Source organism: Marinobacter sp. (genome assembly GCF_033722735.1).
In the GTDB taxonomy this organism is placed as follows: Bacteria; Pseudomonadota; Gammaproteobacteria; order Pseudomonadales; family Oleiphilaceae; genus Marinobacter.
In genome coordinates this window covers 41,512-67,178 of record NZ_JAWVYN010000020.1, presented here as the reverse complement: position 1 = coordinate 67,178, position 25,667 = coordinate 41,512, and the positions used below count along the sequence as shown (strand labels likewise).

The 25,667-nt window shown below is 60.7% G+C and carries 24 protein-coding genes; 10 read left to right on the top strand and 14 right to left on the bottom strand.

Annotation, left to right across the window (positions count from 1 at the left end):
• Together R3175_RS14365 and R3175_RS14360 are read right to left on the bottom strand one after the other, a co-directional pair.
• On the bottom strand, positions 1 to 240 hold a 240-nt coding region (locus tag R3175_RS14365; RefSeq protein WP_318945009.1), incomplete at its 3' end, for a hypothetical protein.
• A gap of 291 nt (positions 241 to 531) precedes the next feature.
• Positions 532 to 699, bottom strand: a complete 168-nt coding sequence (locus R3175_RS14360) for a hypothetical protein (RefSeq protein WP_318945008.1) — start codon at positions 697 to 699, stop codon at positions 532 to 534.
• Positions 700 to 712: 13 nt separating this feature from the next.
• Between R3175_RS14360 and R3175_RS14355 the strand changes: the two genes are divergently transcribed.
• Positions 713 to 979, top strand: coding sequence for a hypothetical protein (locus R3175_RS14355; protein WP_318945007.1), 267 nt, complete (start codon positions 713 to 715; stop codon positions 977 to 979).
• 272 nt (positions 980 to 1,251) lie between these two features.
• On the opposite strand, the gene R3175_RS14350 is transcribed toward R3175_RS14355, so the two are convergent.
• Positions 1,252 to 1,455, bottom strand: a complete 204-nt coding sequence (locus tag R3175_RS14350) for a Cox family DNA-binding protein (RefSeq protein ID WP_318945006.1) — start codon at positions 1,453 to 1,455, stop codon at positions 1,252 to 1,254.
• Positions 1,456 to 1,598: 143 nt separating this feature from the next.
• Between R3175_RS14350 and R3175_RS14345 the strand changes: the two genes are divergently transcribed.
• The gene (locus tag R3175_RS14345) at positions 1,599 to 2,300 is read left to right on the top strand and encodes a helix-turn-helix transcriptional regulator (protein WP_318945005.1); all 702 of its coding nucleotides are present in this window, start codon (positions 1,599 to 1,601) and stop codon (positions 2,298 to 2,300) included.
• A gap of 34 nt (positions 2,301 to 2,334) precedes the next feature.
• Here the strand turns inward: R3175_RS14345 and R3175_RS14340 are convergent, their stop codons facing one another.
• The 3 genes from R3175_RS14340 to R3175_RS14330 all read right to left on the bottom strand — a co-directional run bounded on the left by R3175_RS14340 (position 2,335) and on the right by R3175_RS14330 (position 5,524).
• On the bottom strand, positions 2,335 to 3,822 hold the full coding sequence (locus tag R3175_RS14340) for a P-loop ATPase, Sll1717 family (RefSeq protein WP_318945004.1): 1,488 nt from the start codon (positions 3,820 to 3,822) through the stop codon (positions 2,335 to 2,337).
• Positions 3,823 to 4,223: 401 nt separating this feature from the next.
• The gene (locus R3175_RS14335) at positions 4,224 to 4,934 is read right to left on the bottom strand and encodes a phospholipase D family protein (RefSeq protein ID WP_318945003.1); all 711 of its coding nucleotides are present in this window, start codon (positions 4,932 to 4,934) and stop codon (positions 4,224 to 4,226) included.
• Positions 4,935 to 5,113: 179 nt separating this feature from the next.
• Entirely contained in the window at positions 5,114 to 5,524 is a 411-nt protein-coding gene (locus R3175_RS14330) for a hypothetical protein (RefSeq protein ID WP_318945002.1), read from the bottom strand.
• A gap of 638 nt (positions 5,525 to 6,162) precedes the next feature.
• Between R3175_RS14330 and R3175_RS14325 the strand changes: the two genes are divergently transcribed.
• Together R3175_RS14325 and R3175_RS14320 are read left to right on the top strand one after the other, a co-directional pair.
• Positions 6,163 to 6,903: a protein-L-isoaspartate(D-aspartate) O-methyltransferase gene (locus R3175_RS14325; protein ID WP_318945001.1), complete on the top strand. Its 741-nt coding sequence runs from the start codon at positions 6,163 to 6,165 to the stop codon at positions 6,901 to 6,903.
• A 3-nt stretch (positions 6,904 to 6,906) separates the two neighbouring features.
• Positions 6,907 to 9,324 carry a hypothetical protein gene (locus R3175_RS14320; protein WP_318945000.1) on the top strand — a complete coding sequence of 806 codons (2,418 nt, stop codon included), beginning with the start codon at positions 6,907 to 6,909 and terminating at the stop codon, positions 9,322 to 9,324.
• A gap of 29 nt (positions 9,325 to 9,353) precedes the next feature.
• Here R3175_RS14320 and R3175_RS14315 read toward each other — a convergent pair whose 3' ends face one another.
• From R3175_RS14315 to R3175_RS14280, 8 genes are all read right to left on the bottom strand, one after another.
• Positions 9,354 to 10,850, bottom strand: coding sequence for an SPOR domain-containing protein (locus tag R3175_RS14315; RefSeq protein WP_318944999.1), 1,497 nt, complete (start codon positions 10,848 to 10,850; stop codon positions 9,354 to 9,356).
• A 553-nt stretch (positions 10,851 to 11,403) separates the two neighbouring features.
• Positions 11,404 to 11,778: a gamma-glutamylcyclotransferase family protein gene (locus R3175_RS14310; RefSeq protein WP_318944998.1), complete on the bottom strand. Its 375-nt coding sequence runs from the start codon at positions 11,776 to 11,778 to the stop codon at positions 11,404 to 11,406.
• A gap of 1 nt (position 11,779) precedes the next feature.
• On the bottom strand, positions 11,780 to 12,808 hold the full coding sequence (locus R3175_RS14305) for a sterol desaturase family protein (protein ID WP_318944997.1): 1,029 nt from the start codon (positions 12,806 to 12,808) through the stop codon (positions 11,780 to 11,782).
• Between the two features lie 123 nt (positions 12,809 to 12,931).
• Complete coding sequence (locus tag R3175_RS14300; protein ID WP_318944996.1) at positions 12,932 to 13,636, bottom strand: hypothetical protein; 705 nt, start codon at positions 13,634 to 13,636, stop codon at positions 12,932 to 12,934.
• An 83-nt stretch (positions 13,637 to 13,719) separates the two neighbouring features.
• On the bottom strand, positions 13,720 to 14,391 hold the full coding sequence (locus R3175_RS14295; RefSeq protein WP_318944995.1) for a 2OG-Fe(II) oxygenase: 672 nt from the start codon (positions 14,389 to 14,391) through the stop codon (positions 13,720 to 13,722).
• A gap of 190 nt (positions 14,392 to 14,581) precedes the next feature.
• Positions 14,582 to 15,193 (bottom strand): hypothetical protein, encoded by a 612-nt coding sequence (locus R3175_RS14290; protein ID WP_318944994.1) that lies wholly within the window; start codon positions 15,191 to 15,193, stop codon positions 14,582 to 14,584.
• A gap of 308 nt (positions 15,194 to 15,501) precedes the next feature.
• Positions 15,502 to 16,545 (bottom strand): DUF2333 family protein, encoded by a 1,044-nt coding sequence (locus R3175_RS14285; protein WP_318944993.1) that lies wholly within the window; start codon positions 16,543 to 16,545, stop codon positions 15,502 to 15,504.
• 108 nt (positions 16,546 to 16,653) lie between these two features.
• Positions 16,654 to 18,657 (bottom strand): EAL domain-containing protein, encoded by a 2,004-nt coding sequence (locus R3175_RS14280; RefSeq protein WP_318944992.1) that lies wholly within the window; start codon positions 18,655 to 18,657, stop codon positions 16,654 to 16,656.
• Positions 18,658 to 18,941: 284 nt separating this feature from the next.
• Between R3175_RS14280 and R3175_RS14275 the strand changes: the two genes are divergently transcribed.
• From R3175_RS14275 to R3175_RS14250, 6 genes are all read left to right on the top strand, one after another.
• Positions 18,942 to 20,555: a diguanylate cyclase gene (locus R3175_RS14275; RefSeq protein ID WP_318944991.1), complete on the top strand. Its 1,614-nt coding sequence runs from the start codon at positions 18,942 to 18,944 to the stop codon at positions 20,553 to 20,555.
• Between the two features lie 424 nt (positions 20,556 to 20,979).
• Positions 20,980 to 21,420, top strand: coding sequence for a type II 3-dehydroquinate dehydratase (aroQ, locus tag R3175_RS14270; protein ID WP_318944990.1), 441 nt, complete (start codon positions 20,980 to 20,982; stop codon positions 21,418 to 21,420).
• A 32-nt stretch (positions 21,421 to 21,452) separates the two neighbouring features.
• Positions 21,453 to 21,911, top strand: a complete 459-nt coding sequence (gene accB, locus R3175_RS14265) for an acetyl-CoA carboxylase biotin carboxyl carrier protein (RefSeq protein WP_318944989.1) — start codon at positions 21,453 to 21,455, stop codon at positions 21,909 to 21,911.
• A 24-nt stretch (positions 21,912 to 21,935) separates the two neighbouring features.
• Entirely contained in the window at positions 21,936 to 23,276 is a 1,341-nt protein-coding gene (gene accC / locus R3175_RS14260) for an acetyl-CoA carboxylase biotin carboxylase subunit (RefSeq protein ID WP_318944988.1), read from the top strand.
• 51 nt (positions 23,277 to 23,327) lie between these two features.
• Positions 23,328 to 24,224, top strand: a complete 897-nt coding sequence (prmA, locus tag R3175_RS14255) for a 50S ribosomal protein L11 methyltransferase (RefSeq protein WP_318944987.1) — start codon at positions 23,328 to 23,330, stop codon at positions 24,222 to 24,224.
• Positions 24,225 to 24,286: 62 nt separating this feature from the next.
• Positions 24,287 to 25,552 (top strand): DUF3426 domain-containing protein, encoded by a 1,266-nt coding sequence (locus R3175_RS14250; RefSeq protein WP_318944986.1) that lies wholly within the window; start codon positions 24,287 to 24,289, stop codon positions 25,550 to 25,552.
• Positions 25,553 to 25,667: the final 115 nt, after the last annotated feature.

Below are 25,667 nucleotides of genomic sequence, written 5' to 3'. Positions count from 1 at the left end.
CTTGCCGCCGGTGCCCGCTTTCATCTGGGCTTTCACGACGAAGGGGGCCGGGAGTTTGTCGGCGTGGTTGCGCAGCTGGTCGATGTGTTTGTAGTCGCAGGCGATCTTCATCACCTCGTTGCCGACGCGGTGTTCTTCGTTGGCGTCGGCGGGGGCGTAAGCCCACAGGGAGCCGCCCTTGTTGCCGTCGATGTCGTAACGGGTGGCGCCGATGATCATCAGGTTCAGGTAGTTTTCCATGGTGGTTACCTCAGTCCTCGTTTTCAGGTATCCGCCTGTTGGCGGTGGGGTTTGGGTTTGTTGCGGAGGCTTCGCCTCCGTCTTGGTACCTCGGGTTCTGGAATCAGAGGGCAGCCGGTTCCGCTACCCCCGCCCTCCATCACCGCCGGCGGTCGCCAATGTGGCAAAGCCCGCCGGGTCCACAAGGCCCGCTGCGCTGGCCCTGCGGGCCGCCTTGCAGACCCGTCGTGCTGTGCCTGTCGCCCTCATACCGACGGTGACGGATGACGGGGGCAGCTACACAACACGGAGTTATGTCGCGGTCTGGGTGCGACGTTGCTCGATGGCCGAGTTCAGGAGATCGGCCGCGTACTCCGCCGGGGTTTTCAGGGTTTCCTTGTTGGCCGCCTGCCTCAGCAGTTCCCGGTAGGCGTCCGTGTCGATGTACAGCCGCATGGACTGTTTCTTCTTGGTGCTCATGGGGTGTACTCCCGTGTTGTGGTGTGAGGGTGCCGTTGTCCCAGGCGTCGCGCAGGGCAATCAGGCGGTCGAACCCGGGGCTGTGGTAGCCCTGGCGTTCCAGTTCGATCAGCAGGGCGTCGGTGAAGGCGGACTTGCTGCGGTCCACGTAGTCGCCGGGCAGATCGGTGTTCAGCTCGCGCAGTTGCTCAAGGCGCTGGCTGAGGGTGGTAAAAAGACCTTCCAGGGCCGGTATCAGGGCAAGGCGAGGGGCGGGGCCCTGGAAGGTGAGCGAAAGTGAGTGTCTGGGGTTCTTAGTGGGTCCCCAGACCTCGGCTGGCACAGGACGCAACGCAGTCAGGTGCGCCATGGCAGCGAGGATTCGGAATAAGCGAGCAGCCAATCCCATCGGCTCCTGGCGGGCGTGTTCGAAGAGATCCGTACGTAGGTTGGTAAACTGGTTAATATCCTTTTGACCCCAGGCGGTCAGAGCCTTAAAGAAAAGAGCCTTGAGTTCGTCATCGGTAGGGGAAAGGGTCATGCCCTCCCCCGGCTTTCCGTGCTTAGACGTGATCATGTCCATTCCTCCGCATCCATGGCGTTCTGGGAGATCAGAGCGACGTTTACCAGCCTGGGCTTGCCGATCTTGATGGAGGGCAAATGGCCCTTCTCGATCATGCCCCGGACCTGCCCTTCCGTGAGCCCGGTCAGTTGCGCAAAGCGTTCCTGCGTCATGACCGGGGTAGCTAGCAAGATGATTTGTTTTTGCTCGTCCACTGTTTTGCACTCTGCTACACTGTTTTGCACACAAAACGACACTCATAAAGAACACTTTAGTGTGTCACTGAGACCAGAATAACACTTTAAGGTGCTTTTGCAAGACCTTATCGTGTTCCTTTTTGATTAAAGCGAAACACAAAATGCAACAGGACACACAAAACGCTACTGCAAAAGCCATAGGAGAGAGGCTTTCGGAGATTCGAGGCAGCAAGAGCCAGGGAGCATTTGCCGAAGAATTAGGCGTACACAAGAATTCACTCGGTCACTACGAGCGGGGAAACCGAGTACCTGATGCAGAGGTTCTGGAAAAACTAGTAACCATGGGCTTCGATGCCAACTGGGTACTGACTGGCAAGGGGGCTGCCCGAATAGCAGAAAACGAAGCTGGCCTCAGCGAAGACATCGAGAAACTAAAACGCCTGGACGAAGAATTTGCCCTTATTCCTGGATACAACGTCCAGGTGGCCGCAGGTCACGGTTCACTAGCCGGCGATGAGTCACCCACCAGGGAACTGGCATTCCGCCGCAAGTGGCTCCGCTTTCGCGGACTCAATGAAAAAGACCTGGCGCTTGTGTTCGCCAAGGGTGACTCCATGGAGCCGACGATCTCAGACAACGAGACGGTGATGGTGGATACCAGCGAGAGGAAACTTCAGGACGGGCACATCTACGTAATCCGGAACGGGGACCACTTGCTGGTTAAGCGGATTCAGACGCTTTGGAATGATGGGGTGCAGTTGTTGAGTGACAACAAGGAGTACCCGCCGCAGGAGATTTCCAGTTCGGATCTGGAGAGCCTGGAGGTTATTGGGAAGGTTGTTTGGGTTGGGAAGGACCTATGATTAAAAACCATAGGTCCCTATAGAATATTGAGTATTAACTGGATGACCCCTGAATCATATTTAAGGCATCACGATAAAGAAACGGAACCCAATAGTCTTGTTTTTTAACACGACTTTCAAAGAACCCAATATCCACAAGACGATTAGCTAGATCTTTTGCCTTCTCTATATCTACTCCCCAAATTTTTCCAAGACTTTCAACAGTATGCGCTGTTTTTGATTCGCGCAAAGCCTCAATGTAAGGCCGAAGTTCATCATGCTCAGCGTAAATTGTCTGAGTCAATCGAACTACCGAAACTTCTGGCAAGGCATCCTTAAAAACGCCTCGAACAAATAACTGTTCACCAGGAGGCTCCCCGCCTCCAATCTCAAATTTTCGAAGTTGTTCAGCAACCAGTTCATTTAGAAAATGTATTAACTCTCTAGGTGCATTTAACTGTTTTCCATCTCTAGTCCGAGATAGAATCCAATCAAGAGTAGATGATTTGTTTGGTCCAACCTCAACCTGCTGAGGGAATACTCTATAAAAAAGTTCTTGCTGCTTATCGACTGAACTCAGAGTTTTCTCCACATCCACGCCATACTCTTTTACAAATACCTCATTATGCAGTAATCGGCGGATTATCAAGTTAAGTAACGAAGCCCTATTCCAAGATATTCTCACATTCTTAGTTATATGACTTGCTTCTCGAAACCCACCATCGACAATTCGATTCCATATATCATCGCGCAAGAATATCTTAGCTTTGATATGAGAGTATGCAGCCATATCAAGATAGACTCTAAACAACGCCCTTAGCGCCACTCGCTCCATTTCCACATCTTCAGAAAACGCTACATCTAAACGATCCAGCAACAACCATACAGAAAAGCCCTGACCATCTAGCTCTTGATTTGCACAAAGAAGAAGTTCATCTATACCAATAATCCCTTCCTTCTGAGCTATATTAGAAGGCTCTGAAAAACTAATCTTACCAGTAAGACCAACCGGTAACTGAGTAACTGGATCTAGATGAACCGTTCCTTCTGCAGATTCAGGCCGGAAAAACTTCTTTATATAGCCGTATGCGCGATTAAGTTTTCCTGAAAGAGAGCCTGTATCTTTTACCAAATCAGAAGACTCCAAAGCCTTTCGAAGCTTTAAAGCGCACTTTCCACGAAAGCCAAAGTCTTCAAACCTTTCACTGATAACTACTAAAAAATAAAGCTTCCACAACCCAATAAGCTCCTGCTCATCAACCGGAGGATCATTTGAAAGCTCTTTAAAGATAGGTGCTCCCTGAACATTCACACATGGGGCCAGTATTATATTATCATCAAAAAGCTCTCCGTCATTGGTAGAAAGCAAAAAGTATAAAGCACTCTTCCCAGAGCCTTTAGGCCCATAAACTACATCAGTACGTCCCGAACTGAGCTTCCTCCAATTTTCTGTTTGAACAAAGTACTTATAAAGAATATTCCCTTCCAGCTCAGCTATTCGCTCCCCAAAACTGAGATTCTGCAATAACTTATACTTATCCATAAGGCGAAACCCTAGATTCATTTCAGATCAATAAAGCTGGGATATATTTTACGGTCCCAAAATACACTCTCTTGAGCATTTCTGACTGACCTCTCGTCGCTCAGATCGAAGATAATTTCCCCTGAATACACTATAGCCAGAACGAAGTTCAGCATCGATAACGTCGATACGGTCGTTATAGCGATCACAACGTGCCTGGCGTTGTCGCTGTTGACGTTCCTGCTCTTCGCGGTTCTCCCTTCGAGCAGCCAAGGTTCGCTGCCGTTCTCTTTCGGCTTGATTGTCAGCCCCCTGGAGGGTGTTTCGGCTGATGATGTTCGTACGACTGTTTCCACTGAAACCGCGTGAAAACCGGGACAGATGTATTATTTGTCCCGGCATGCCGGACATAAGCCAAGAAATCAACCAACAGCGATATCTGCCGGCCAAATAAAGTAAGGCCCAAATCGTTGACTATATTTGAATTCACCTCCAATATCCTTGCCTTTATCCGTCAGTGAAAGATTTCCTTCCTCCTGGATCAAATATCCCAATGTTGTGAATTTTTCCAATAACTCCGGAGTCTTCATGCCATGTTTCTTCGCCAATTTTGAGGATGTAAGCTTGATATTATCAGCTTGCTCTGAAGACCCTGTATTTTCTGTCGACTCTTTTTTATCCTTATCAACCTTTTCCAGGGAAATCCGAATCTCATCACTAACCCGAATTATCCGCTGCGCTTCCTCGTAAGCGTCACGGTAAATCTCCGAGTCATCATCACGCGAAATGTAAACGCCCATCTCGTTGTTGTTGACCTGGCTAAACTCGTAAAGGTTTAGGCTACCGATAATGCACGAATCTTCATTCATGTAGCACTTTGCATGAAGGTTCTTACAGAAACTGGTACGCACAAAAGTAAGCTCTTTCAGCCAGTTAATCTCGTTGGGCTGCAGCTCACTCTTGCCGTATACAATTCGAACGTCGATTTTGAGGCGATTCTTGTCTTCTAGGAGTTCTTTGATTCGATCATTGAGCTTGAGAAAAGGGCTTATCAAAATAAGCCGCTCAGATGCGCCCTTGATTAGCTCTTCCAGGTAATAGTTGGTTGCGCTGGTGTTCAAAAACTTAGCCATGCGTCTCTCACATCCTTTGTTACTGACTATTCCACTGATTTCATTATAAAATTTTCAAACAACGAGAATTCGGGTCCATAGGCATAAATGAAATAGTGTCAGAGCTCATCCAGTCCAGCCACACTATTCCGATGATTTTGCGTCTGCCAGTAACCACCGGCCCCTGTACCACCTACCTTCTAATTCAAACTACGGCGATAACGAGCACAAGCAGCTTCCTTATACTTTCTGCTCTGTTCCAGGCCATCCTTACCGTATTCCGCCGTCCAAAACTCACACATTTCGCGATTTGTTCGAACAACACTGGGATCAACCCTGGGCCGTGAGCTTTGCTGGACTTGCGACGTCTGGCTCTGAGACTGCTGTCGCTGCTGTTCCGCCATAAAGTCCGTCGGTGATACCGATTGATTGCTGCGGGAAGAGGTCGGCGGTGTGCTTGGTATCTGGAACGTCGGGGCGTCCTTTCCGAAAAGAGTCTCTAGCTGGTAATCGATTACTGCCGACCAGATCATCAAGCCTACGATTGAAATAATGGTCCACGAGACAATATTGCCGATGACGACAGCTGAGAAAATCTTAAACCAGGACATCTTTCACTCCTTTGAAACCCGGTCCTGAGCTTAACGGAAGTGTCAACGAAGTGTCCACGCAGCTGTGCTTGAGCGCGGTTCTCTGTGGTGATGCGATTTCGTAGCTAACTGATTTTTGGTAAATTGTGGCTTACAGTGGTGCTCTGAAAGGCTCAGGCGTCGGGTTCGATCCCCGCCGTCTCCACCAAACTCCCGCGAAAAAGCCCCTGATTTCAGGGGCTTTTTTTATGCCCCGAGCCGATCCTTATATTCAGCCATGCAGTCGCTCCGCTACTTCCAGGTACCTCGCCCCCACTCGCCACCGAGTCGATGTAGCTAAGGCTATCCAACGCACTTCTCGTGCCTTCCCCGGAGCTCGCAAGGAAGGGGCGCCAGAATGCCTCGCAAGCACGAAGGCTGCCTGGAACTGGGCATCAAGCTACCGGGGATTGGAGAGCTGGACCTGCGAAACACCAATCCAATGACGACCGACATGGAGGGTTAGGAGCTCCCCCCCCCCCGCTTCGCTCGGGCCGCCTTGAAGGTCCCCCGCTAGCCACTAAACTGAGGTAGGAGCCTGCCCCACGATAGAAGTGGCAGTCTCCCGTTGCGACCACCCAGCGCGCGAAGATCCCGTCGGCGCAGGAGGGATTGGAGCGATGCATGGCCCTCACCGATACACGAGTCTGCTGCTGCCCCTGCTCTGTGGCCTGATATTTGTGGGCCTATGCCCCCCGGCGCTGGCCGACGCCGACCGCCTGGCCGAACGCCGGGCGCTGGTGCAGTCTTTGCGTGGCGTCAGTCCGGACCTGATGATCGACGACCCGCGCGTGCGTGCCGCCCTGCTGGCGGTGCCCCGCCATCGCTTCGTGCCCGAGCGGTTGCAGGCGCAGGCCTACCTCAACAAACCGTTACCCATCGGCTATGGCCAGACCATTTCCCAACCGCTGATCGTCGCGCTGATGACCGAATTGGCAGAGGTGGCCCCCCATCACAAGGTCCTGGAGATCGGCACCGGCTCGGGCTATCAGGCGGCAGTTCTGGCCGAACTCACCGACCGGGTCTTCTCCATCGAGATCATCACGCCACTGGCCCACCAGGCCGGAAATCGCCTGGAAGTGCTGGGCTATCACCGCATTCAGACCCGGGAGGGCGACGGCTACTACGGCTGGCCGGAGGAGGCGCCGTTCGACCGCATCCTGGTGACCGCGGCGGCCGCTCATATTCCGCCGCCGCTGATTCGCCAGCTGCGCCCCGGTGGCCGCATGGTGATTCCGGTCGGTCCCCGCTGGGGCGCCCAGACGCTGATGCTGGTGCAGAAGGACGAGGCCGGGGAAACCACCACCGAGAGCTTGCTGCCGGTGCGGTTCGTCCCCCTGACACGGCAGCCGACGGACTGAGCCGTGACCCACGACGCCCCCGGTTCCGGCCAGTTGCTGGCGCTCGCGCTGGTGGCCGCCGGCATCCTCGGTTTCGAGGTGGCCCTGACCCGGGTGATCGCGATCCAGCACCTGCATCACCTGGCCGCCCTGGTCATTGCCCTGGGCCTGCTGGGCTTTGGTGCCGCGGGCGCCTTCGCCAGTCTGACCGCTACCGCCATCCAGCGTCGCACGCCCGCCTGGCTGCTGGTGTCCGCCGCCGGATTCGCGCTGACACTGCCCCTCAGCCTGACCCTCGCCGGGCACATTGACCTGACCCTGCCCGCCCTGGCCTGGCGCCCGGAGGAGCTAGCTGGCTTTGCGCTCTACACCGCCGGCTTCCTGGTACCGTTCTTCCTGGGGGCGTTGTTCATCACCAGCTGTTTCGTGCGCTGGCCGGGCCACATCGGCCGGCTCTATGCCGCCGACTTGATCGGCAGCGCCACCGGGGCGCTGGCGGTGCCCCTGGCGTTGCACTGGCTGTCGCTGGAACAGGTGCTGACGCTGTGTGCCCTGAGCGCTGCCCTGGCGATTGTCTTGCTGCGGCTGCCCATGCCCGCACGGTCTGTGGGTGCCGGCCTGCTGGCGCTGGGACTGGCAGCCGAGCCGCTCGGATGGGTGACGGTGGCGCCGGCGGCGTACAAGGAACTGCCCACTCAGCTGGCCACCCGCGACGCTCGCGTGATCTGGCAGCGGGATACCCCGGAGGCGCGCCTGGCGGTATTGGAAGCGCCCGGCCTGCACGCCGCGCCCGGCCAGAGCATCGCGGTGACCGACGAGGCGCCGCCCCAGGCCCGGCTGTTCTTCGACGGCGACGGTGGCACCCCGCTACTGAGCCCCCGCGCCCCACCGGGCCCACAACCGGGGGTGATCTCGGCGGCCGGCTTCCGGCTGGCGCCACCGCAACCGTCCGTCGTGCTGCACACCCAGGGCAGCTGGCAGGCCTGGGTGGCGGCCGGGCACACCCCCCGCAAGCTGCAGATGACCACCACCAATGGGGCATTGATTGAACTGCTCACCGGCCAGATCGACGGAGCCACCGGACCGGGCTACCTGCCGGCGAAAGCGATGCTGAGCGCCATCTCGGTGCGTCGCTTCCACGCCGCGATCAACGGGCCGTTTGACCTGGTGTTGCTGGAGCTGAGCGCACCGGAGGCGGGCCTGGCCGCCGGCGCCATTCGCTACGACACCACCGTGGAGGCTTTCGCCGATATCCTGGCGGATCTTGGCCATCAGGGCGTGTTTGCCGTAGTCACCGACATCAAGGCCCTACCCCGGTACAGCCTGCGCCTGCTGGCCACGGCGGTGGAGGCACTACGCCGCAGTGGTCGGCATCCGCCTAGGCATGTGGCCGCCCTGCGGGACTGGCGTACCCTGGTACTGCTGGTGAGCGCCGCTCCGATGACGCCCGCCCAACAGGACCGGCTGCGAGCCTTCGCCCAACGCTGGCGATTCGACCTGGTCGCCCTCCCCCGCCTGCAAGCCAGCGACAGCAATCGCTTCCACCGGCGTCAGCAGGGGGAACTCTACGGGCCGTTTCAACAGATCCTGGCCCGCGGGCTGACGGCCCTGGCAAGCCAGTATCCCTACGACATTTCCGCCACTACCGACGATCGCCCCTTCTACCACCGTTTTTTTCGCGCCGACGCTGTACCGCTGTTGCGGGACCGGTTTGGCCCCACCTGGCGGGCCCATCTCGGCTGGGGCTACCTGCTGCACTGGGGTGCGTTGCTGATCGGCCTCCTGCTGGCCGTGGCCGCCATCCTGACACCCCTGGCCCTCACCCACTGGCGCCCCCGCCCCATCGATTGCCTCCGGCCACGACGGCTGGTGACAGGGCTGTACTTCAGCGCCCTGGGGCTGGGCTTCATGTTTGTGGAGATTGGCCTGCTGCAGAAGAGCACGCTGCTGCTGGACGCCACCAGCACCGCCTTCAGCGTCGTGGTGGCGGCCATGCTGGTGGGTGCCGGTGTTGGCAGTTACTGGCTCGGCTCCGACGCCATGCCAGACCGCCGGCTTGCGCTCTGGCTGCTGGTGCCGGCGATGTTGGCGCCGCTGTGGATGGTGCTGTTTGACCACGGCTTTTCCCTCGCCGCCGGCTGGCCGCTCCCTGCCCGCGCCGGCTTCGTGGCGCTGGCGGTGTTTGCCGTCGCACTGCCCATGGGCTGCGCCCTGCCCCAGGGGATGCGCCGCCTGCGGGCAACAGGCAGTGCGACCATCGCCTGGGCCTGGGGGGTCAACGGCTTCACCAGCGTACTGGGCTCCCTGGCGGCGGTGCTGATCGCCATGCACTGGGGCTTTGCGGCGTTGATGGGATGCGCCAGCCTCTGCTACCTGGTGGCGGCGGTGCTCGGGGGACGGCTGTCTCCGGCGAGAGCCAAAACCACAAACGCCCGGCAATAGCCAGGCGTCTGTGCAAGGACAGCCACGGGTTACTGGATTGCGGACTGCTGGATCGACGACAGCGTACGAATCCAGGGCCCGTTTTGTTGCAGGCCGGGCGGCAGGGCGTTCAGGGCCGCCAGGGCCGCGTCGAAGCTGGCGAAGTCGCCGTAGAACAGGTTGTACCAGCTGCGGCCCCGATATTCGCTCTGGGTCAGTGACAGTGGATGGTCCCCCAGGGACTCGGCATGCTGGTTGGTGTAGGCCACCACCGATCCCTCGCGGTAGGCCCCCAACAGCTGGATGCTGTAATGGCTGGCATTCCGCTCGGCCACCCAGCTGGCGTCTTCGATGGTCAGCACCGGGGTGGCCGGCAGGTCGGCCTCGGGCGGGCCATACACGCTCAGTTCCAGGGCGGCCACCTTGTTGGCAATGTCTTCCAGGCTGTCCGGTACTGTGCCCGCCGCCTTCAGCTCCTTCTCCAGGGTGCTGACCTGGGCCTCCAGGCCGGTCACCTTGGAGTCGAGGTCACCCACTTCGGTGGACACACTCTCCGCCGCCGCAACCCGCGGCTCAAGCGCCTCAACTTGGGACTCGATGCCCGCCACCTGGGTCTCGATGCCACCGACCTGGGCCTGCAATTGCTCGCTGGAGGCCGAAGGGGCCAGCTCCAGGTAGCTCACGGCCGCCACCAGCAGCAGAACCACCACCGCAGACACCACGGCAAAGAGGCGGTGCTGGCGCCGGTTTTCCACATGGTGGTCAGCGACCGTGGTGCCCAGTTCCGCCAGGCCTTCGCCCTGTTGATCCGCCTGCTCCTGCAGACACTCCAGATGGGTGGCCATAGCCTCCTGCCGGGTCTGATGCACCTGCTGGGTGGCAAAGAGGGTCTCACGCTCGCTCTTGCTGTGTTCGAAACCACGCTCGGTTTCCTTGGCCAGGGCGGTCAGTTCCTGTTCCAGCACCTCATCCTGGCGGGACAGCTGGTCGATGTTGCGTTGGGTGTCGGTCTCCAGGCTTTGCAGTCGATCCGCCAGGCGGGCCTGGGATTCGTCCAGTTCCGTTTTCAGGCGCCCGATGTCGTCCTGGTGTGCGTGCAACTGCTCATCCACCCCGCCAAGGCGACGGGTCAGTTCGGCCACGGAGGCCTGCAGGCGTTGATCGAGCGCAGAGAGCCGCTCGCGCTGCTCGGCGTCGGCCGTCTGCATCAGCCCGGTGACACGCTCGATCTCGCTGGTCACCAACGCGGTCTGGGATTTCACGTCGCCCATGACCCCTCTCAAGGCCTGCTGGGAACGGGTAAAGGCGTCCACCAGGAACTGGACCTGCCCCTCCACCTCGTCAATCTTGGCGTTGATGTCGCGGGCAAACCGCTTGTCTGCCACACTCTCCGAGAACGGCACCAAGGCCGCGCTTTCCGTCTTCGCCTCTTCCACCACCGACTCAAGCAGCGGGGGCTCGGCGGATGCAGAAGCCTCCTGATGGCCCATTGGCTCTTGGCCTTGCTGTTGATCGGGAACATTCGGTTGCCGGTCTTGATTCGACATTGCAGTGTCCTTCCCTAAGTTAACCGTGAAATCCTGTGACCCGCCCAGATGCGCCCGTGCGCGCCATCCGCCAGACGTCGCTCCGTCAGGGGCCCTCGCCGATTAGCGCCTTGATTCCGTGCCTGGCATTCACTCAAGTCGTAAGGGCGCTGTTACAACACGAAGCAACCCCCAAGCCAGGAAGATACGTCTTGGATATGAAGCCCCTGCGACAAAGCCGTGTCACGCACCAGGCCCTGGCGTTCACTCCAGCCCAGCCACGCCAACTTCCTTTACAATATCAATGCCTTGTGCACCCGCCTTCGGGGATGGCGCGGCGCGAAACGGGAGCGAACTTTGGCCTGAACGGCAGCGCCAGCGGCCGTGGCTGGCGGGCCCAACCGTCTGGGAAAGGGAACTGGCAAGCCGACCATAACCGCTTGGCAGCACCGTGAAGGTGCGACTCGGGTGCCCCCTTCCAGCCTGCGGGGCATAGTCGCCGGGATGACGACGGGGGTCCACGGCAAGGCGGGCCACCTTGAGATCGCGGCACAATTTTTTGCGCCGGGTCGGTTCAGGCGCGGCGCCAGCCACCCCTGCGGATGGCCCGCAAGTCGTTGATGGCGCCGTTGTAGATATAAACCCAGGCCAGGCCGACCGGCGTTTCCAATTGAACCCGACCGTACTCGCCGGCGGCGGGATTGGCCGGACGGTAGTCCTCCAGCCGGTCCAGTTGTTGCAGCGTCTCAGGGCTGACGCGATAGATCTCCACCTCCACCCCCTCGCTGGGCTCGAGCCTGGCGCCGGGATAGGGGCCCAGGTCGTACAGGGTGATCCCCCTCAGGAGACAGCGGGCAAGCCTTGGCGAGCCGGCCAGCCAGCGGTGGTTGCCCTCGCCCTGCTTGAGGGTGCCGTAGACGGCCACCAGGGTATCGCCGGCTCCGCCCATGCTAGCGTCCCGGATCAGCCTTCTGCCCGGTCGGCACCAGGCCACCCCAGAGTTTTCGGCCGATCACCGCGAAGGGCCGGAACACCAGGCTGCGCAGGGTTTGATAGCGCCGGTTCTCGGCGTCACCCACCCCAAAGGTGATCGGTTCGGGCTGGTAACTGGTGACGTAGAGGGTGCCGAACATCCAGTCCCAGATCGACAGATTGGTGCCGAAGTTCTTGTTGAAGTGCTTGGAGGCATCGCTGTGGTGAATCTGGTGCTGGGCCGGGCTGTTGATGATGTGCTCCAGGCGGGGCCCGAACGACAGCCAGATGTGGCTGTGCCGCAGGTTGGCGGCGAAGGTGTTGAAGATAAACACCAGGTAGGTGACGCCAAACAGTTTGTATCGACTGACCTCACCGCCGCACAGGTAGTAGAAGGTGCCCGCGTAGAGGCCGATCAGCACCGCGTCGGCCAGGCGTTCGACGATCTTCTCGACAAAGTGGATACGGCTGGCCGTCGGTGGCACCAGCACCGCGGCGGAATGATGGACCTTGTGGAACTCCCAGAACCAGCGGGAGTGGAACAGGCGGTGTACCCAGTAGTGGGCGAAGTCCCCCACCAGGAAGACCCCCAGGCCGTACAGCAGCATCAACCCCAAGTCTTGCCCCAACCTGGGCCGCTCGCCCCACAGGTTGGTAAAGAAACCGACCCAGTCCCCGGAGCTGAACACATAGGGGTCGACGATGGCCACCACCGGCAGCACGCACACCACCTTGAGCACGGCCCGCAGGAAATAGTACTGGTAATCCACCAGCGCCGAGCGGTGGAAGTGAACCCGGTTGCCGCCAAGAAACTGCCAGTAACTGGAAGCGTGGGTGGTGCCATCCCGTTTGCGCCGCAGGTACAACGCCAGGGCTACCAGGTAGGAAATGGCCAGGAACAGCACGCCGAAACGGCCGTTGAGATCGAAGATGCCGAGAAACTTCTTGCTGACCGGTTCGATGACCGTGGCATCCAGCACCGCGAATATTTCAACCATCAGGTCCATGACCCACACCTAACGCTGTCGCACATGAGCGGCGCCGACCGCCGGCCCCGAACTGAAATTCGCGCCAGTGTAAATAAAAATTGCTCGCACTACTATTGCTCGTTGGCCAACGTATCCGGGTTGTCAGGGCCGGCTCACCAGCCACAGGCGTGCCCTGAAATCGCTGCGCCGCCACAACACGGCCACCCACAGCGCATGGAGGTTGATCAGCAGGGCGAAGGTCCACTCAAAGGCATTCTCGATGTCGTCGTAGAGAGCGGGGACCACGCCCTGCAGGATCACCGACAGGATGCCAATGGCCAGGGTCAGCTCGCACAGCCACAGCAGCCGCTGGCCCTGGGGGTACCAATGGGCAATCGAGCGCAAGCGGCTGCTGATCAGCAACTGGGCAATGTAGGTCAGCGAGAAATACAGAATCACCCCCACACGGCGGATGGCGAAATAGGTTTCGCCGATATGCCCCAGCACCAGGGTGTAGATCACCAACCCGACGCAGGCACCGAAGCCCAGCCAGGTGAGCCAGGCCACACTCGCTCCCTGGGCCCCCAACTGGCGCAGCCAACGGCCGTTGAGCAACCAGAACAGGGCGCCGGCCACCGCCGCCGGGATCATCGCCCCCTTGAAGATAAAGTAGGACGTGCCCTGGCGGCCGGTCCGGCTGATGCTGGTGCAGCTGTCCCAATAGGGGATGCACCAGGACACATGGCCTTCCAGGGCGGAGACCAGGTAGGTGGTGTGGGTGGTCACCAGGGGAATCAGCGCTGCCGCCAACGCCACCCACCACAGGGCAATGCTGTTGGCGGCGGCTTCCCTATGCCTGTCCATCATGACGCTCGGGCCCATCGGTTCCGGGAGTTAGAAAAGAACTTCCCGAAGCTTAGCGCCTTTCACGCCAACATGCCGCTCCACGGCTAACGCGGCGGGTCCACCCGTCCGGAATGGGACGTATTGACCCGAAACCAGCCGGCAATGGAGTAACGGTCGCGGGCGGCCGGGAGCACCTCATGGGGAAACTCTTCGCTGAGAAACGCCACCACCGTGCCGAACCCCGGTGTCACCCGGATCGACGCGTCGCCCTCCTCGCCGGTGTACAACACCAGCTCGCCACCGTCATCCGGCCGCCAGCCAGGATTGAGGTAAACCACCAGCGACAGCATTCGGTTGGCCTGCCCCTTGAAGGCATCCATGTGTTTCTTGTAGAAGTCGCCGGGGGCGTAATGGGCAAAATGACTCTCGAAGGAAAACAGGCCCAGCAACAGGCGGCGGTTCAGGTAGGCCTGGAGATCGGTGCTCCATTGCAACCACTGGCGGCACGGTTCGGTCTCACCGGTGATCCAGCAGATCTCGTCGCTACGGACAAAATGGTTGAGCATATGGTCCTGCTCACGGCCAATGCCGGCCGGATCGAACGCCTGGTTGGACATCGCCTGTACATACTGCCAAAGGGACTTGGCCAGATCCTGTGGTAACGCACCCACGTTGATGCTGTAGCCGGTTTCCCGCAGATCGTTGGCAATGGTTTCGTAGAGGTGAGTACGACTTCCCTCACCGTTATCGCGTTGCGCGATGCTCAGAGCTGTCAAGGGGCCACCCTCTTCTGACCGATAGCCGCTGGCGACCGGATAGGACCTCAATAACCCGCAACCGCGGGCCTTACCGGGTGTTTAATAAGCCCATTGCGGCCGGCTGGCAAGTGTTATTTATGCTCAGCTACAATTTAACCCCAAAAAAAGGGGCGCCTTTGGCGCCCCCGTGCCGTGATTTCGCCAGACCTCAGTCCAGGTGATCCAGGGTCAGCACCAGGTCTTCCGTGGCAATGTCCAGATCCCAGATGGTGTAGGTATCACCGTCTTCATCTTCGGCACGGATATCGAAGACCGAGGAGTCCTGGTTGTTCACTGTCACGCGGACGGTCTCGCCGTTGGCAAGGATGTCGTCACCCAGGACATCTTCCTCCCAGTCGCTGCTTTCCTCATTGCTGACGTACAGGTAGAAGATGTCGTAACCGGTGTTGTTGGTGACATCCACATAGCCGTCAAAATCGCCCTGATCGTTTCCGGCGTCGAGGTGATCCAGGGTCAGCACCAGGTCTTCGGTGGCGATATCCAGTTCCCAGACGGTGTAGGTATCGCCGTCCTCGTCTTCGGCCCTGATATCGAAGACGGAGGTTTTCTGCTTATGCACTTTCACCCGTACCGTCTCACCATCCTCGAGGATGTCGTCGCCCAGCACGTCCTCTTCCCAGCTGTCGCTGCGGGCGTTACTGACATACAGGTAGTAAATGTCGTAGCCGGTGTTGTTGGTGACATCCACATAGCCATCGAAGGCGGCAGCACTGGTACTGAACAGGAATAGCACCGAGAACAGGGCCAATACTCGTTTCATGACATAACTCTCCTTTTTGTATCCGGCGATATAGAGATTCCCTATTGAGCCGTATTCATTGATTGCCTTGCCCCAGACGTGTCGACAGGGGGCCTGTCGGGTGCGGAGCGACAACCCGACGGTCAAGGCAGCGCGGAAGCGGCCCCGACGGTGCGGCGACGGAGACCGACCGTAAGATCGGTTCGATCCGATAATAATAAGATGACGTAATTGTAATCAAGTCGCGCCGGCCGATTCAGCGCTTATGGCCAGGGCTACACATTTCCTGGCCATTGCAACCAGGCCACATTATCGCAGCTCGCCAAGATTCACCCCCGGGACAGCAGTTCCCGCAAATCGATGATGGCGGCATTGGCCCGGGACAGGTAGGCCGCCATGGTCAGGGAATGGTTGGCCAACACGCCAAAGCCGCTGCCGTTCAGGATAATCGGGCTCCACATGGCGCCCTGGCTGCCTTCCAGCTCAATGATGACCTGTCGCACGCTGGCGCTGGCGTTCTTGTCGTTTAACACCTTGCGGAAGTCCACCTCGATGGCGCGGAAGATGTGTAGCAGGGCCCAGGCGGTGCCCCGTGCCTCGTAGAACGCATCGTCCAGCTGGGTCCAGGGAGTCTTGATCTGCTCGCCGTTTTCGGTGTCGGTGAGAGGGTCCTGTTCATTGTCCGTGGCCAGGGACTCGGACACCGAGGCCTTGCCGACGCTCTCGCCCAACACCCGCGACAGGCTGCCCAGCCGGGTTTCCAGATCCGCCAGCCAGTTGTTGAGGTTATCGGCACGGGCGAAGAACTGCGCTTCGGGCTGGCTGGGGTTCGACAAGCGGTCCAGGTAACGGTAGAGCGCGGTCACCCCCCGGCGGTATTCGGCCTCGGTGGAGGGGATGGCCCAACTGCCGCTGTCGAAATGGAACTGGGGCTCGGCCACCACCAGGTCCGGGTCCTCCGCGGACTGGCTCTGGGAGCGGCTGATGTCCTTGCGCATGGCCCGGGACAGGTCCCGCAACTGGACCAGGGCGCCGTATTCCCAGGCCGGCATATTGTCCAGCCACAGCCCGGGCGGGAACACGTCGTTGGAGAGGTACCCCCCAGGCTTGTCCAGCAGGGTTTCGGCGATGCGAATCATGGTGACGGTGGTGGCGAAGCCGGTCACCGGCTCCCGATTCATCTCCGCGGCCACGGTACGGGTATGCTCGCGCACCGAGAAGGTGTCCGGCTCACTGCTCCAGATCATCCCCAGCACCAGGGTGACCAACAGGTAAATCGCGATCAGCACCAGGATCCATTTGCCGAACCCGCCGGCGTAATCCTGCACATCGTCCCTACGATCCTGTAAATACTCTTTCGCTCGACTTAGCATGCCGCCCTGTTCCTTATCTTCTGTGCTTGCCGATGGCCAACCTCCCCGATAGAGGCGCCGTTGTGCATCAGTCGGTTACGATGACGGAATCCCCTCGGATCTGCAATGCTACTGTGGCCTCTGTTGCTCCGAACCGCTTGCCCGTTCCGGCCGCCCCAGATGGTAACCCATGGCGCCGTCCACGCCGATGGCCTGAAGCACCCGCCACTCGTCGGCGGTTTCCACGCCGGTGGCAAACACCTGCACTCCCAGGCTGTGGGCGATGGAGATCACCGATTCCAGGTAGAAACGGTTGTCGTCATGGGTATCCACGCCGTGGACAAAGCTGTTATCGATGCGCAGGGCGCGAATGGGGAGCCCCTGCAAATAATTGAACGGTACCCCACCCACACCGAAATGGTCCACCACCATACCAACCTTGAGCTTGCGCAGAGCCAGCGCCAGGGCCGTCGCCGGTTTGCGGTGATGATGGATGGTCTGTTCCGAGACCCCCACCAGCAGCCGCTGACGCACGTCGCTTGCCCGGCCCAGGGCGTCGATGAAGGCCTCCCGGAAGGTGGTGTCCGCCACCGAGGAATGCCCGATGGTCAGCGCCAGCTGCCGCTGGGGGTCGGCCCGTAGCCACTCCACGGCCTTGTCGGTGACCAGCAGGTCCACCTCGGACATCAATCCGAACCGTTCCGCCATGGGCACGTAGACGCCCGCCTTGACCCACTCGCCTTCACAGCGAATGCGGGAGAACACCTGATGGAACGCCGGGCCGCCGTCCCCTGGACGCATCACCGGCTGCTGCCACAGCTCCACCGCCCGGCTGTCCACGGCCTCGGTGATGAGTTCCCGCCAGGTCTCAATGCCGTGGTGACCAGCCCGGCTGGGCTCGGTGCCCTGGCACCCGGTGACGCCCTCGTCCTGGGCCCGTCGCATGGCCGCATCGGCGGCCGACAGCAGATCGTCGATGGTCATGTCCTCCACCGCCTGCGCCACGCCACCGTAGACCGCCACGTCCAGGGGGATGGCTGCGTCCGAATAGGTGCTGTCGACCGAATTCACCAGTTCCTTGGCCCAGTGCAGCATGTCCGCCATCGACACCCCGGGAATGTAGATGGCAAACTCCGCACCGATCCGCCGGCCGGCAAAGGCACCGGCGTGCTCCAGCACAAAGCCCTTGACCGCATCGGCCACCCGGGCCAGCAACCGGTCCCCGGCCTCACGGCCAAAGCGCTGGTTGAAATGTGAAAAATCCCCCAGCTGCATCAGCAGCAGCCCGCCAGGGGAGGCCCGCTCCTCCGACTCCACCTCCACCCGCAGGCGCTGATCGAAGGCCAGACGACTGGCCAGGCCGGTGATGGGATCTTCGTTGTTGATCTGGCGCAGGTGCTGGATCAGCTTGCCCTGCCCCTCGAACAGCACGCCCAGGTCGTCCGCCATCTGGTTCATGGCATGGGTCACCCGATTCAGTTCCCGGGTGGATGACAGCGGCACACGACGGCTGAAATCCCGGCGGCGCACGGCCTGGGCCTGTGCCTCCAGTTGCCTGAGCGGGCCCAGGGTCCGGGTCAGGATCAGGTACAGCACCACCAACCCCAGACCGCCCACGATGGCGTTGAGGGCGATAATTGCCAGCGTGATGTTCCACAGGTCCTGATAGGCCGCCCGGGGGTTGCTGATCACCCGGATGGTGCCAAGCAGGTTCCAGCCCCGGGTCACCTCCGCCCGTCCTTCGGTGAGCGGGATATTGGCCAGGCGGACAAACCAGCCAGGCACCCCCATGTTGCGCAACGGTACCGCCCGGCCGGCAATGATGTTCTCCTGGTTGTCGAGGTACTGAACACTGAGGTAGCGACTGCTGTCGAAGGCGGCATCGATGAGGGACGACGACGCGACCGGATCGCGGCCGTCGATGGCGTGGGACAGGGACATGCCCAGGGCTGTGGCGCCGTCCTGGGCGTGGTCGGCCAACTGGCCCGAGATGTAGTCCCGGAAGCTGTTCAGGCTCAAGGCAATGCTGGCCAGCAGCAACAGCAGGATCAGGCTGCCCGTGAAGACCAGCAACACCGCACGCAGGGTAACCGCGCCGGATTGCCGCTGAAGATCAAAGCACGTCCGCTCCATGTTTCGCTGCACCTGATCGGCAATCGTCGTTCACCGCCATTAAGGAGCTTCTGATTAACCGATGATAATAAATGACAAACGTTTACATAGCGTGACCTACGCCGACAACATTAAACACTATAGACTCTGTTATCAGACTAGTGTGCAAAAAGCGGTTCAGAATCCGGGAATTCCGTGCTCCCCGGTCGCCCATCGGCTCACCAGCAGGGCCAGATACCGGTGCCTCCAGGAGTTCCCCCGCTGGTCCTGAACCCAATAATGAAAAAAAGACAGGCCGGACCGACATGAACGATGACACCCAGAAGGAAAAGCTGCGGCAGCACTTTGCCCGGCGAGTGACCACCCAGGCCCGCGTTGTCCTGGACACCTGGCAGAAGATCCAGGCGTCCCCGGATGACGCCGGCGCCTGGTACCAGGATTTCCATACCGCCATCGACAAGTTAACCCGCTACGCCCAGCGCTTTGACATGCAAAAGCACGCCGAAGCCGGTCGGCGGCTCGCCGAGCAACTGACCCGGTGGCCCGAAGGCGCAGCGATACCGGCGGACCTCGTGCCCCAGCTCCAGGAGACCCTGGACCGGCTGTCCCAAAGCACCCTGCGCCGTACCGACCAGGACCTGGACGAACCGCCCCGCACCTTCCGCCGCACACCGGTGTACATTGCGCTGGGCAACGGCGACATCGCCAACCGGCTGATCAAGCAACTGGAGTTCTTCGGCTTCCGTGCCTCGGCGTTCGATGACGCCGCTTCCCTGCTGGAAGCCTGCGCCATGCACAAGCCGGAAACCATCCTGATGGATGTCAGCTTCGGCGGCGCCCCCTGTCAGGGTCTGGACACCATTGAGCAACTTCAGGAACGGCACGAAACCCCAATCCCGGTCATCTTCATGAGCGACGAGGACGGCAGCATCGAGACCCGGCTGCGCGCCTCCCGGTGTGGAGGCGAGGAGTATTTCTATCCAGCGGTCGATCCGGGGCAACTGATCGAGAAGATCGAAGCCTACACCCATGGCAATACCGTGGAGCCCTACAGGGTGCTGGTGCTGGACGATTCCCGGGCCCAGGCCAAGTTCATGGAAACGGTGCTGAAGAAAGCCGGCATGAAGGCCCACATCATCACCGACCCGATGCAGATCATCCACGCCCTGGAGCAGTTCTCGCCGGAGATCATCATCCTGGACATGTACATGCCCGGCTGCACCGGCATGGAGATCGCCCGGGTGATCCGCCAGCAGGACCGCTTCCACAGCGTACCGATCATCTACCTCTCCGCCGAGGACGATGTGGGCAAGCAGCTGCATGCCATGAGCCTGGGCGGTGACGACTTCCTCACCAAGCCCATCGACCCCAAGCACCTGGTGGCCACCATCCACAACCGGGGCCGTCGCGCCCGCTCGCTGCTGGCGCTGATGATCCGCGACAGCCTGACCGGGCTGTTCAACCACACCCACACCCTGCACCTGCTGGAGCAGGAAATCGTCAAGGCCCGACAGAAAGAGCAGCCACTGTGCTTCGCGATGCTCGACATCGATTACTTCAAGAAGGTCAACGACAGCTTCGGCCACCCCATCGGCGACCGCGTCTTGCGCAGCCTGTCCATGTTCCTCAAGCAACGGCTGCGCAAGACGGATCACATCGGCCGGTATGGCGGTGAGGAGTTTGCGGTGATTTTCCCCGGCACCCGCGAGAGCGACGCCCGTGCGGTACTCAATGAGATTCGTGAGCGGTTCTCGGAGCTGGGCCAGCCCGCCGGCGACCGGGAATTCCACGTCACCTTCAGTTGCGGCATCGCCAGTTGGACCGGCGACTCGGCCCAGGAGCTGTGCGAACGGGCCGACCGGGCCCTGTACCGGGCCAAGGCGGACGGCCGCAACTGTGTGCTACCGGCCCAGGACTGACCCCCTCAGAGCGGAGCCAGTCCGGCCCGGGCCTGCTTCAAGGCCTCTCCACAATGACCTCTCAATGCCCCCCGCTACCCGGGGGGGCCAGCAGCGCCCTTCATCTCCCGCCCCTCAGGACACGCCCAGTCCGGCCCTGAAGACCGCCTGCCACCGAAACCTGTCGTCCACTAGCCATCCGGTTATGAAACCAACGTCTTATGGACGCCCCGAGCCGGGCTTCCCACAATAGACACGCTGGCAGCACTGCCGGAATGGCGTGATCAAGGCATTTGGGCCTGATTGGACGGAGGGTGTCTTGGAATTGTCACAACCAGAAAGTCAAAATGTATTGAATTTAATGGTGTAGATACGCAGTATTGCTGGAAAATGTCGCGAAGTTCGGCAATCCTGTCAGAAAGCAACGGCAAGGCACGATAGATTTATGTCCACAATTCTGGTTCTCCACGGCCCCAACCTGAACATGCTCGGAACCCGGGAACCGGAGGTATACGGCCACGAAACCCTGGCCGACATCAACGACCGCCTCCACCAGCAAGCCGCGGACCAGGGCCATCACCTGATGCACCTGCAGTCCAACGCCGAGTATGAACTGATTGAACGCCTGCACGAGGCACGAACGGAAGGGGTGGATTTTGTCATCTTCAACCCCGCGGCCTTCACCCACACCAGCGTGGCGCTGCGGGATGCCATCCTGGCTTCCGGCATTCCGTTCATCGAAGTGCATCTGTCAAACGTGCATGCCCGGGAAGCCTTCCGGCATCACTCCTATTTCTCCGATATCGCCGTGGGCGTTATCTGTGGACTCGGCAGCCTGGGCTACGACCTGGCGCTCCAGGCCGCCATTCGCCGAATTCAACAATAGACCACCGAACCTAGAACGGGACTGGACTGACTATGGATATTCGCAAAATCAAAAAGTTGATTGAGCTGCTGGAAGAATCAGACGTCGAAGAGCTGGAGATTCACGAAGGCGACGACTCGGTACGGATTTCCCGCCGACGGGAGCAGCTCGGCGGCAACCCGGTGGCTCATTATGCCGCTCCGGCACCGCAACCGGCCGCTCCGGCCCCGGTGGCCAGCGAGCCCGCCGAGCCGGCCGAGAAGCCCGCCGCGCTGAACGGTCACGCCGTCAAGTCGCCCATGGTCGGCACCTTCTACCGGGCACCGTCGCCCACCGCCAAGGCCTTTGTCGAAGTCGGCCAGAGCGTCAGCGCCGGTGAGGTGATCTGCATTGTCGAAGCCATGAAGATGATGAACCAGATCGAAGCCGACAAGAGCGGGACGGTGACTGAAATCCTGGTTGAGAACGGCCAGCCGGTCGAGTTTGATCAGCCCCTGATTATCATTTCCTGATAGCGGCGAGGCGACACCATGGCCATGATTGAAAAAGTTCTGATTGCCAACCGGGGCGAGATTGCCCTTCGGATCCTCCGCGCCTGCAAGGAGCTGGACATCCGCACCGTGGCAGTCCACTCCCAGGTTGACCGGGACCTTATGCACGTTCGCCTGGCGGACGAATCGGTGTGCATCGGTCCCAACAGCCCGGTGGACAGCTACCTGAATATTCCCGCCATCATCAGCGCCGCTGAGGTGACCGATTCCGTGGGCATTCACCCCGGCTACGGTTTCCTCGCCGAGAACGCGGACTTCGCCGAGCAGGTGGAGAAGAGCGGATTCCGCTTCATCGGCCCCAACGCCGACACCATCCGCCTGATGGGCAACAAGGTCTCGGCCATCAACGCCATGACCCGTGCCGGCGTCCCCACAGTCCCCGGCTCCGACGGCCCGATCACCGATGACGACGAACGCACCCTGCAGATTGCCCGGGATATCGGCTACCCGGTCATCATCAAGGCAGCCTCCGGCGGCGGCGGCCGCGGCATGCAGGTGGTGCATTCGGAAGCCTCCCTGCTCAAAAGCATCCAGATCACCCAGTCGGAAGCCCGTAACGCCTTCGGTGACCCCACCGTGTACCTGGAAAAATACCTGGAGCGGCCCCGCCATGTGGAAGTGCAGGTACTGGCGGACACCCACGGCAACGTGATTCACCTGGGCGACCGGGACTGCTCCATGCAGCGCCGGCACCAAAAAGTGCTCGAAGAGGCGCCGGCGCCCAACATCGACCCCGAAGCCCGCGAAGTGACCCTGGCGGCCTGTGTCCAGGCCTGCAAGGAAATTGGCTACGTCGGTGCCGGCACCTTCGAGTTCCTGTACCAGGACGGCAATTTCTACTTCATCGAGATGAACACCCGGGTTCAGGTGGAGCATCCGGTGTCGGAGATGGTCACCGGGGTCGACATCGTGCGGGAACAGCTGCGCATTGCCAGCGGGCTACCGCTGCAGTATGCCCAGAGCGACATCCGGGTGTCCGGCCATGCCCTTGAGTGCCGCATCAACGCGGAGGACCCCAGGACCTTCGTCCCCAGCCCGGGCAAGGTCAAGCACTACCATGCCCCGGGAGGCAACGGCGTGCGGGTCGACTCCCATCTGTACAGCGGCTACACGGTACCACCGTTCTACGATTCGCTGGTCAGCAAGATCATCACCTGGGGGGACGATCGCGACATCGCCCGCCGGCGGATGAAGAACGCGCTGGACGAACTGGTGGTCGAGGGCATCAAGACCAATCAGCCCCTGCACCGAAAACTGGTGCGCGATGCCGGCTTTAAAAAGGTAGACTTCACCATTCACTACCTGGAGAAGCTGATTAAGAACTGAGGCTCCAATGAGCCGCTCCAGGGCCAAGCCAGAATCACAAGGGACACCACTATGCCCTGGATACAACTCCAGATCCCCGCTGACCCGGACAACGCGGATCAGTTGGAGGATCTGCTGATGGAAATGGGGGCGGATGCGGTCTCCATGGAAGACGCCGCCGACCAGCCACTCTACGAGCCGGACCCCGGGACCACGCCGCTGTGGCAACAGACCCGGGTTACCGGCCTGTTCGGCGCCGATACCGAAATCGAACAACTGCTGGCAGCCATTCGCAATGCCTGGCACCAGCAAACCCAGCAATCCCTCGCCGAGATCGAGGTCACCCTGGTGGAAGACAAGGACTGGGAGCGAGCCTGGATGGACGACTTCAAGCCCATGCAGTTCGGCCACCGGCTCTGGATTGTTCCCAGCTGGCACGACGCACCGGATCCCGCGGCGGCCAACCTGCTGCTGGACCCCGGCCTGGCCTTTGGCACCGGCACCCATCCCACCACCGCCCTGTGCCTGGAGTGGCTGGACGGCCAGGACGTCTCCGGCCAGCAGGTGATCGATTACGGCTGCGGCTCCGGCATTCTCGGCCTGGCGGCCCTGCTGCTGGGCGCCCGTCACGTCATTGGCGTGGACACCGATGCCCAGGCCCTGGAAGCCAGTCGCGACAACGCCCGGCGCAACCGGGTTGCCGACGACCGGCTGGACCTGTACGTGCCGGAGAACGAACCCGCCACCCAGGCCGACGTGCTGCTGGCCAACATTCTCGCGCAACCGCTGATCACCCTGGCGGCCCACCTGGCCAGCCGGGTCAAACCCGGTGGTCACCTGGTGCTGTCCGGCATTCTGTCCAACCAGGCCCGCGAGGTCATGGCCGCCTACGAGCCCTGGTTCACCATGGAGGAACCGGTCCAGCGGGAAGATTGGATCCGCCTCACAGGCCGGCGCCTCAACAGGTGACGAAGTCCGGGTGAACGTCTAAACTGCCCCTGTTACGGCAATACCCCTCACAGGATCGAAGGATGTCCCACAGTAGTTTGCTGACCCGCTGCCCCAACTGCCAGACCCAGTTCCGTGTGACCGAGGAGCAACTTGGCATCGCCAATGGCAAGGTAAGGTGCGGCAACTGCATGGAAATCTTCAACGCCGTTCAGCACCAGACCACTCTGCATGCCCGCCAAACGGTACCGGCGGAGCCCTCCCAGCCTTCCACGACCAGCGGCTTTGCCACTGAAGAGGAGTTCGTGTTCCAGGACAATCCCGAGGAAGACGCCACCGAGCGGGGCTACGCCGGCAGCAGCCTGACGTTTTCCGACGACGAACTCAGCGACAGCTTTCGCGAAGTCCAGGAGGGCTCCGTTACCGGATTTGAAGCCGACGAGGAGCCGGAGTCCGGCTCGGAGCTCGACGAGAGCTGGGCCGAGGCCATTCTGGAAGAGGACCCGGCCGCGCCGGCACCGGAGTCCCCCGAACCGCCGCCTGCCCCACCGGCACCGACAAGACCTACGCCTGAGCCCAAATCTGAGCCTGAGCCTCCGGGCGAGGAACCGGAAACGCCGGAACGGCGCGAGCCAACCTTCGACGAGCTCAGCCTGGAGCCCGGCCCGGAAACCACGGCCGCGGCCGCCACCGCCCGGTCCCGCCCCACCCGGACCGCCGAGGCTTCCCACGAAGCCCCGGTGAATCACGAGGGACAGGCGACAACCGAGCCGGAGCAGGCCAAGGCGGAGGCCGCCAGACCGTCCTCGCCCTTTGACGACCTGGGCCGGGAGCCAATTGCCGTGGGCCGCCAATCCCGCGCCGGGTGGCTGCGCACCACCCTGTGGACCCTGCTGGTACTCGGCCTGCTCGGCGCGTTGGGGGCCCAGGTGGGCTACTACCAGTTCGATCGCCTGGCGGCGATACCGGAACTGCGCCCCTACTACGAGCTGGCCTGCCGGTATGCCGGTTGTGAGCTGGAGCCGCTGGTGGATGTGGACCGGATCCAGAGCCGCAAACTGGTGGTGCGGACCGACCCGGACAATCGCAACGCCCTGGTGGTCGACGCCGAGATCATCAATCGTGCGCCCTTTGAGCAGCCCTTTCCGGCGATTGCCCTCACCTTCTCGAACCTGAACGGCGATGTGGTCGCACAGCGGATCTTCCCACCGGAGACCTATCTGGCGGGCCAGGCCCGGGAGATGGCCGCTATGCCCAAGGACGTTCCGGTACGGATTGCCATCCGGATTCGTGACCCCGGCCGTGATGCCGTGAACTACAATATTGTCTTTCGGCCTTACTCCCCGTAAGCACGCGCCGGACACCGGATAGACCAAAAGTCAACCAAAAAGAACGAAAAATAATCAGTTTTTTCGCCCCTTTCCCTCTTCAATAGCGGAAATCTCGGCGGTATCATTGTCGCCC

Excerpts from the sequence above, each read along its gene's own strand:
- R3175_RS14360 (WP_318945008.1), bottom strand. The coding sequence starts at position 699 with ATGAGCACCAAGAAGAAACAGTCCATGCGGCTGTACATCGACACGGAC.
- R3175_RS14345 (WP_318945005.1), top strand. The coding sequence starts at position 1,599 with ATGCAACAGGACACACAAAACGCTACTGCAAAAGCCATAGGAGAGAGG.
- R3175_RS14340 (WP_318945004.1), bottom strand. The coding sequence starts at position 3,822 with ATGGATAAGTATAAGTTATTGCAGAATCTCAGTTTTGGGGAGCGAATA.
- R3175_RS14335 (WP_318945003.1), bottom strand. The coding sequence starts at position 4,934 with ATGGCTAAGTTTTTGAACACCAGCGCAACCAACTATTACCTGGAAGAG.
- R3175_RS14330 (WP_318945002.1), bottom strand. The coding sequence starts at position 5,524 with ATGTCCTGGTTTAAGATTTTCTCAGCTGTCGTCATCGGCAATATTGTC.
- R3175_RS14325 (WP_318945001.1), top strand. The coding sequence starts at position 6,163 with ATGCATGGCCCTCACCGATACACGAGTCTGCTGCTGCCCCTGCTCTGT.
- R3175_RS14315 (WP_318944999.1), bottom strand. The coding sequence starts at position 10,850 with ATGTCGAATCAAGACCGGCAACCGAATGTTCCCGATCAACAGCAAGGC.
- R3175_RS14310 (WP_318944998.1), bottom strand. The coding sequence starts at position 11,778 with ATGGGCGGAGCCGGCGATACCCTGGTGGCCGTCTACGGCACCCTCAAG.
- R3175_RS14305 (WP_318944997.1), bottom strand. The coding sequence starts at position 12,808 with ATGGACCTGATGGTTGAAATATTCGCGGTGCTGGATGCCACGGTCATC.
- R3175_RS14300 (WP_318944996.1), bottom strand. The coding sequence starts at position 13,636 with ATGATGGACAGGCATAGGGAAGCCGCCGCCAACAGCATTGCCCTGTGG.
- R3175_RS14290 (WP_318944994.1), bottom strand. The coding sequence starts at position 15,193 with ATGAAACGAGTATTGGCCCTGTTCTCGGTGCTATTCCTGTTCAGTACC.
- R3175_RS14285 (WP_318944993.1), bottom strand. The coding sequence starts at position 16,545 with ATGCTAAGTCGAGCGAAAGAGTATTTACAGGATCGTAGGGACGATGTG.
- R3175_RS14280 (WP_318944992.1), bottom strand. The coding sequence starts at position 18,657 with ATGGAGCGGACGTGCTTTGATCTTCAGCGGCAATCCGGCGCGGTTACC.
- R3175_RS14275 (WP_318944991.1), top strand. The coding sequence starts at position 18,942 with ATGAACGATGACACCCAGAAGGAAAAGCTGCGGCAGCACTTTGCCCGG.
- aroQ (WP_318944990.1), top strand. The coding sequence starts at position 20,980 with ATGTCCACAATTCTGGTTCTCCACGGCCCCAACCTGAACATGCTCGGA.
- accB (WP_318944989.1), top strand. The coding sequence starts at position 21,453 with ATGGATATTCGCAAAATCAAAAAGTTGATTGAGCTGCTGGAAGAATCA.
- accC (WP_318944988.1), top strand. The coding sequence starts at position 21,936 with ATGATTGAAAAAGTTCTGATTGCCAACCGGGGCGAGATTGCCCTTCGG.
- prmA (WP_318944987.1), top strand. The coding sequence starts at position 23,328 with ATGCCCTGGATACAACTCCAGATCCCCGCTGACCCGGACAACGCGGAT.
- R3175_RS14250 (WP_318944986.1), top strand. The coding sequence starts at position 24,287 with ATGTCCCACAGTAGTTTGCTGACCCGCTGCCCCAACTGCCAGACCCAG.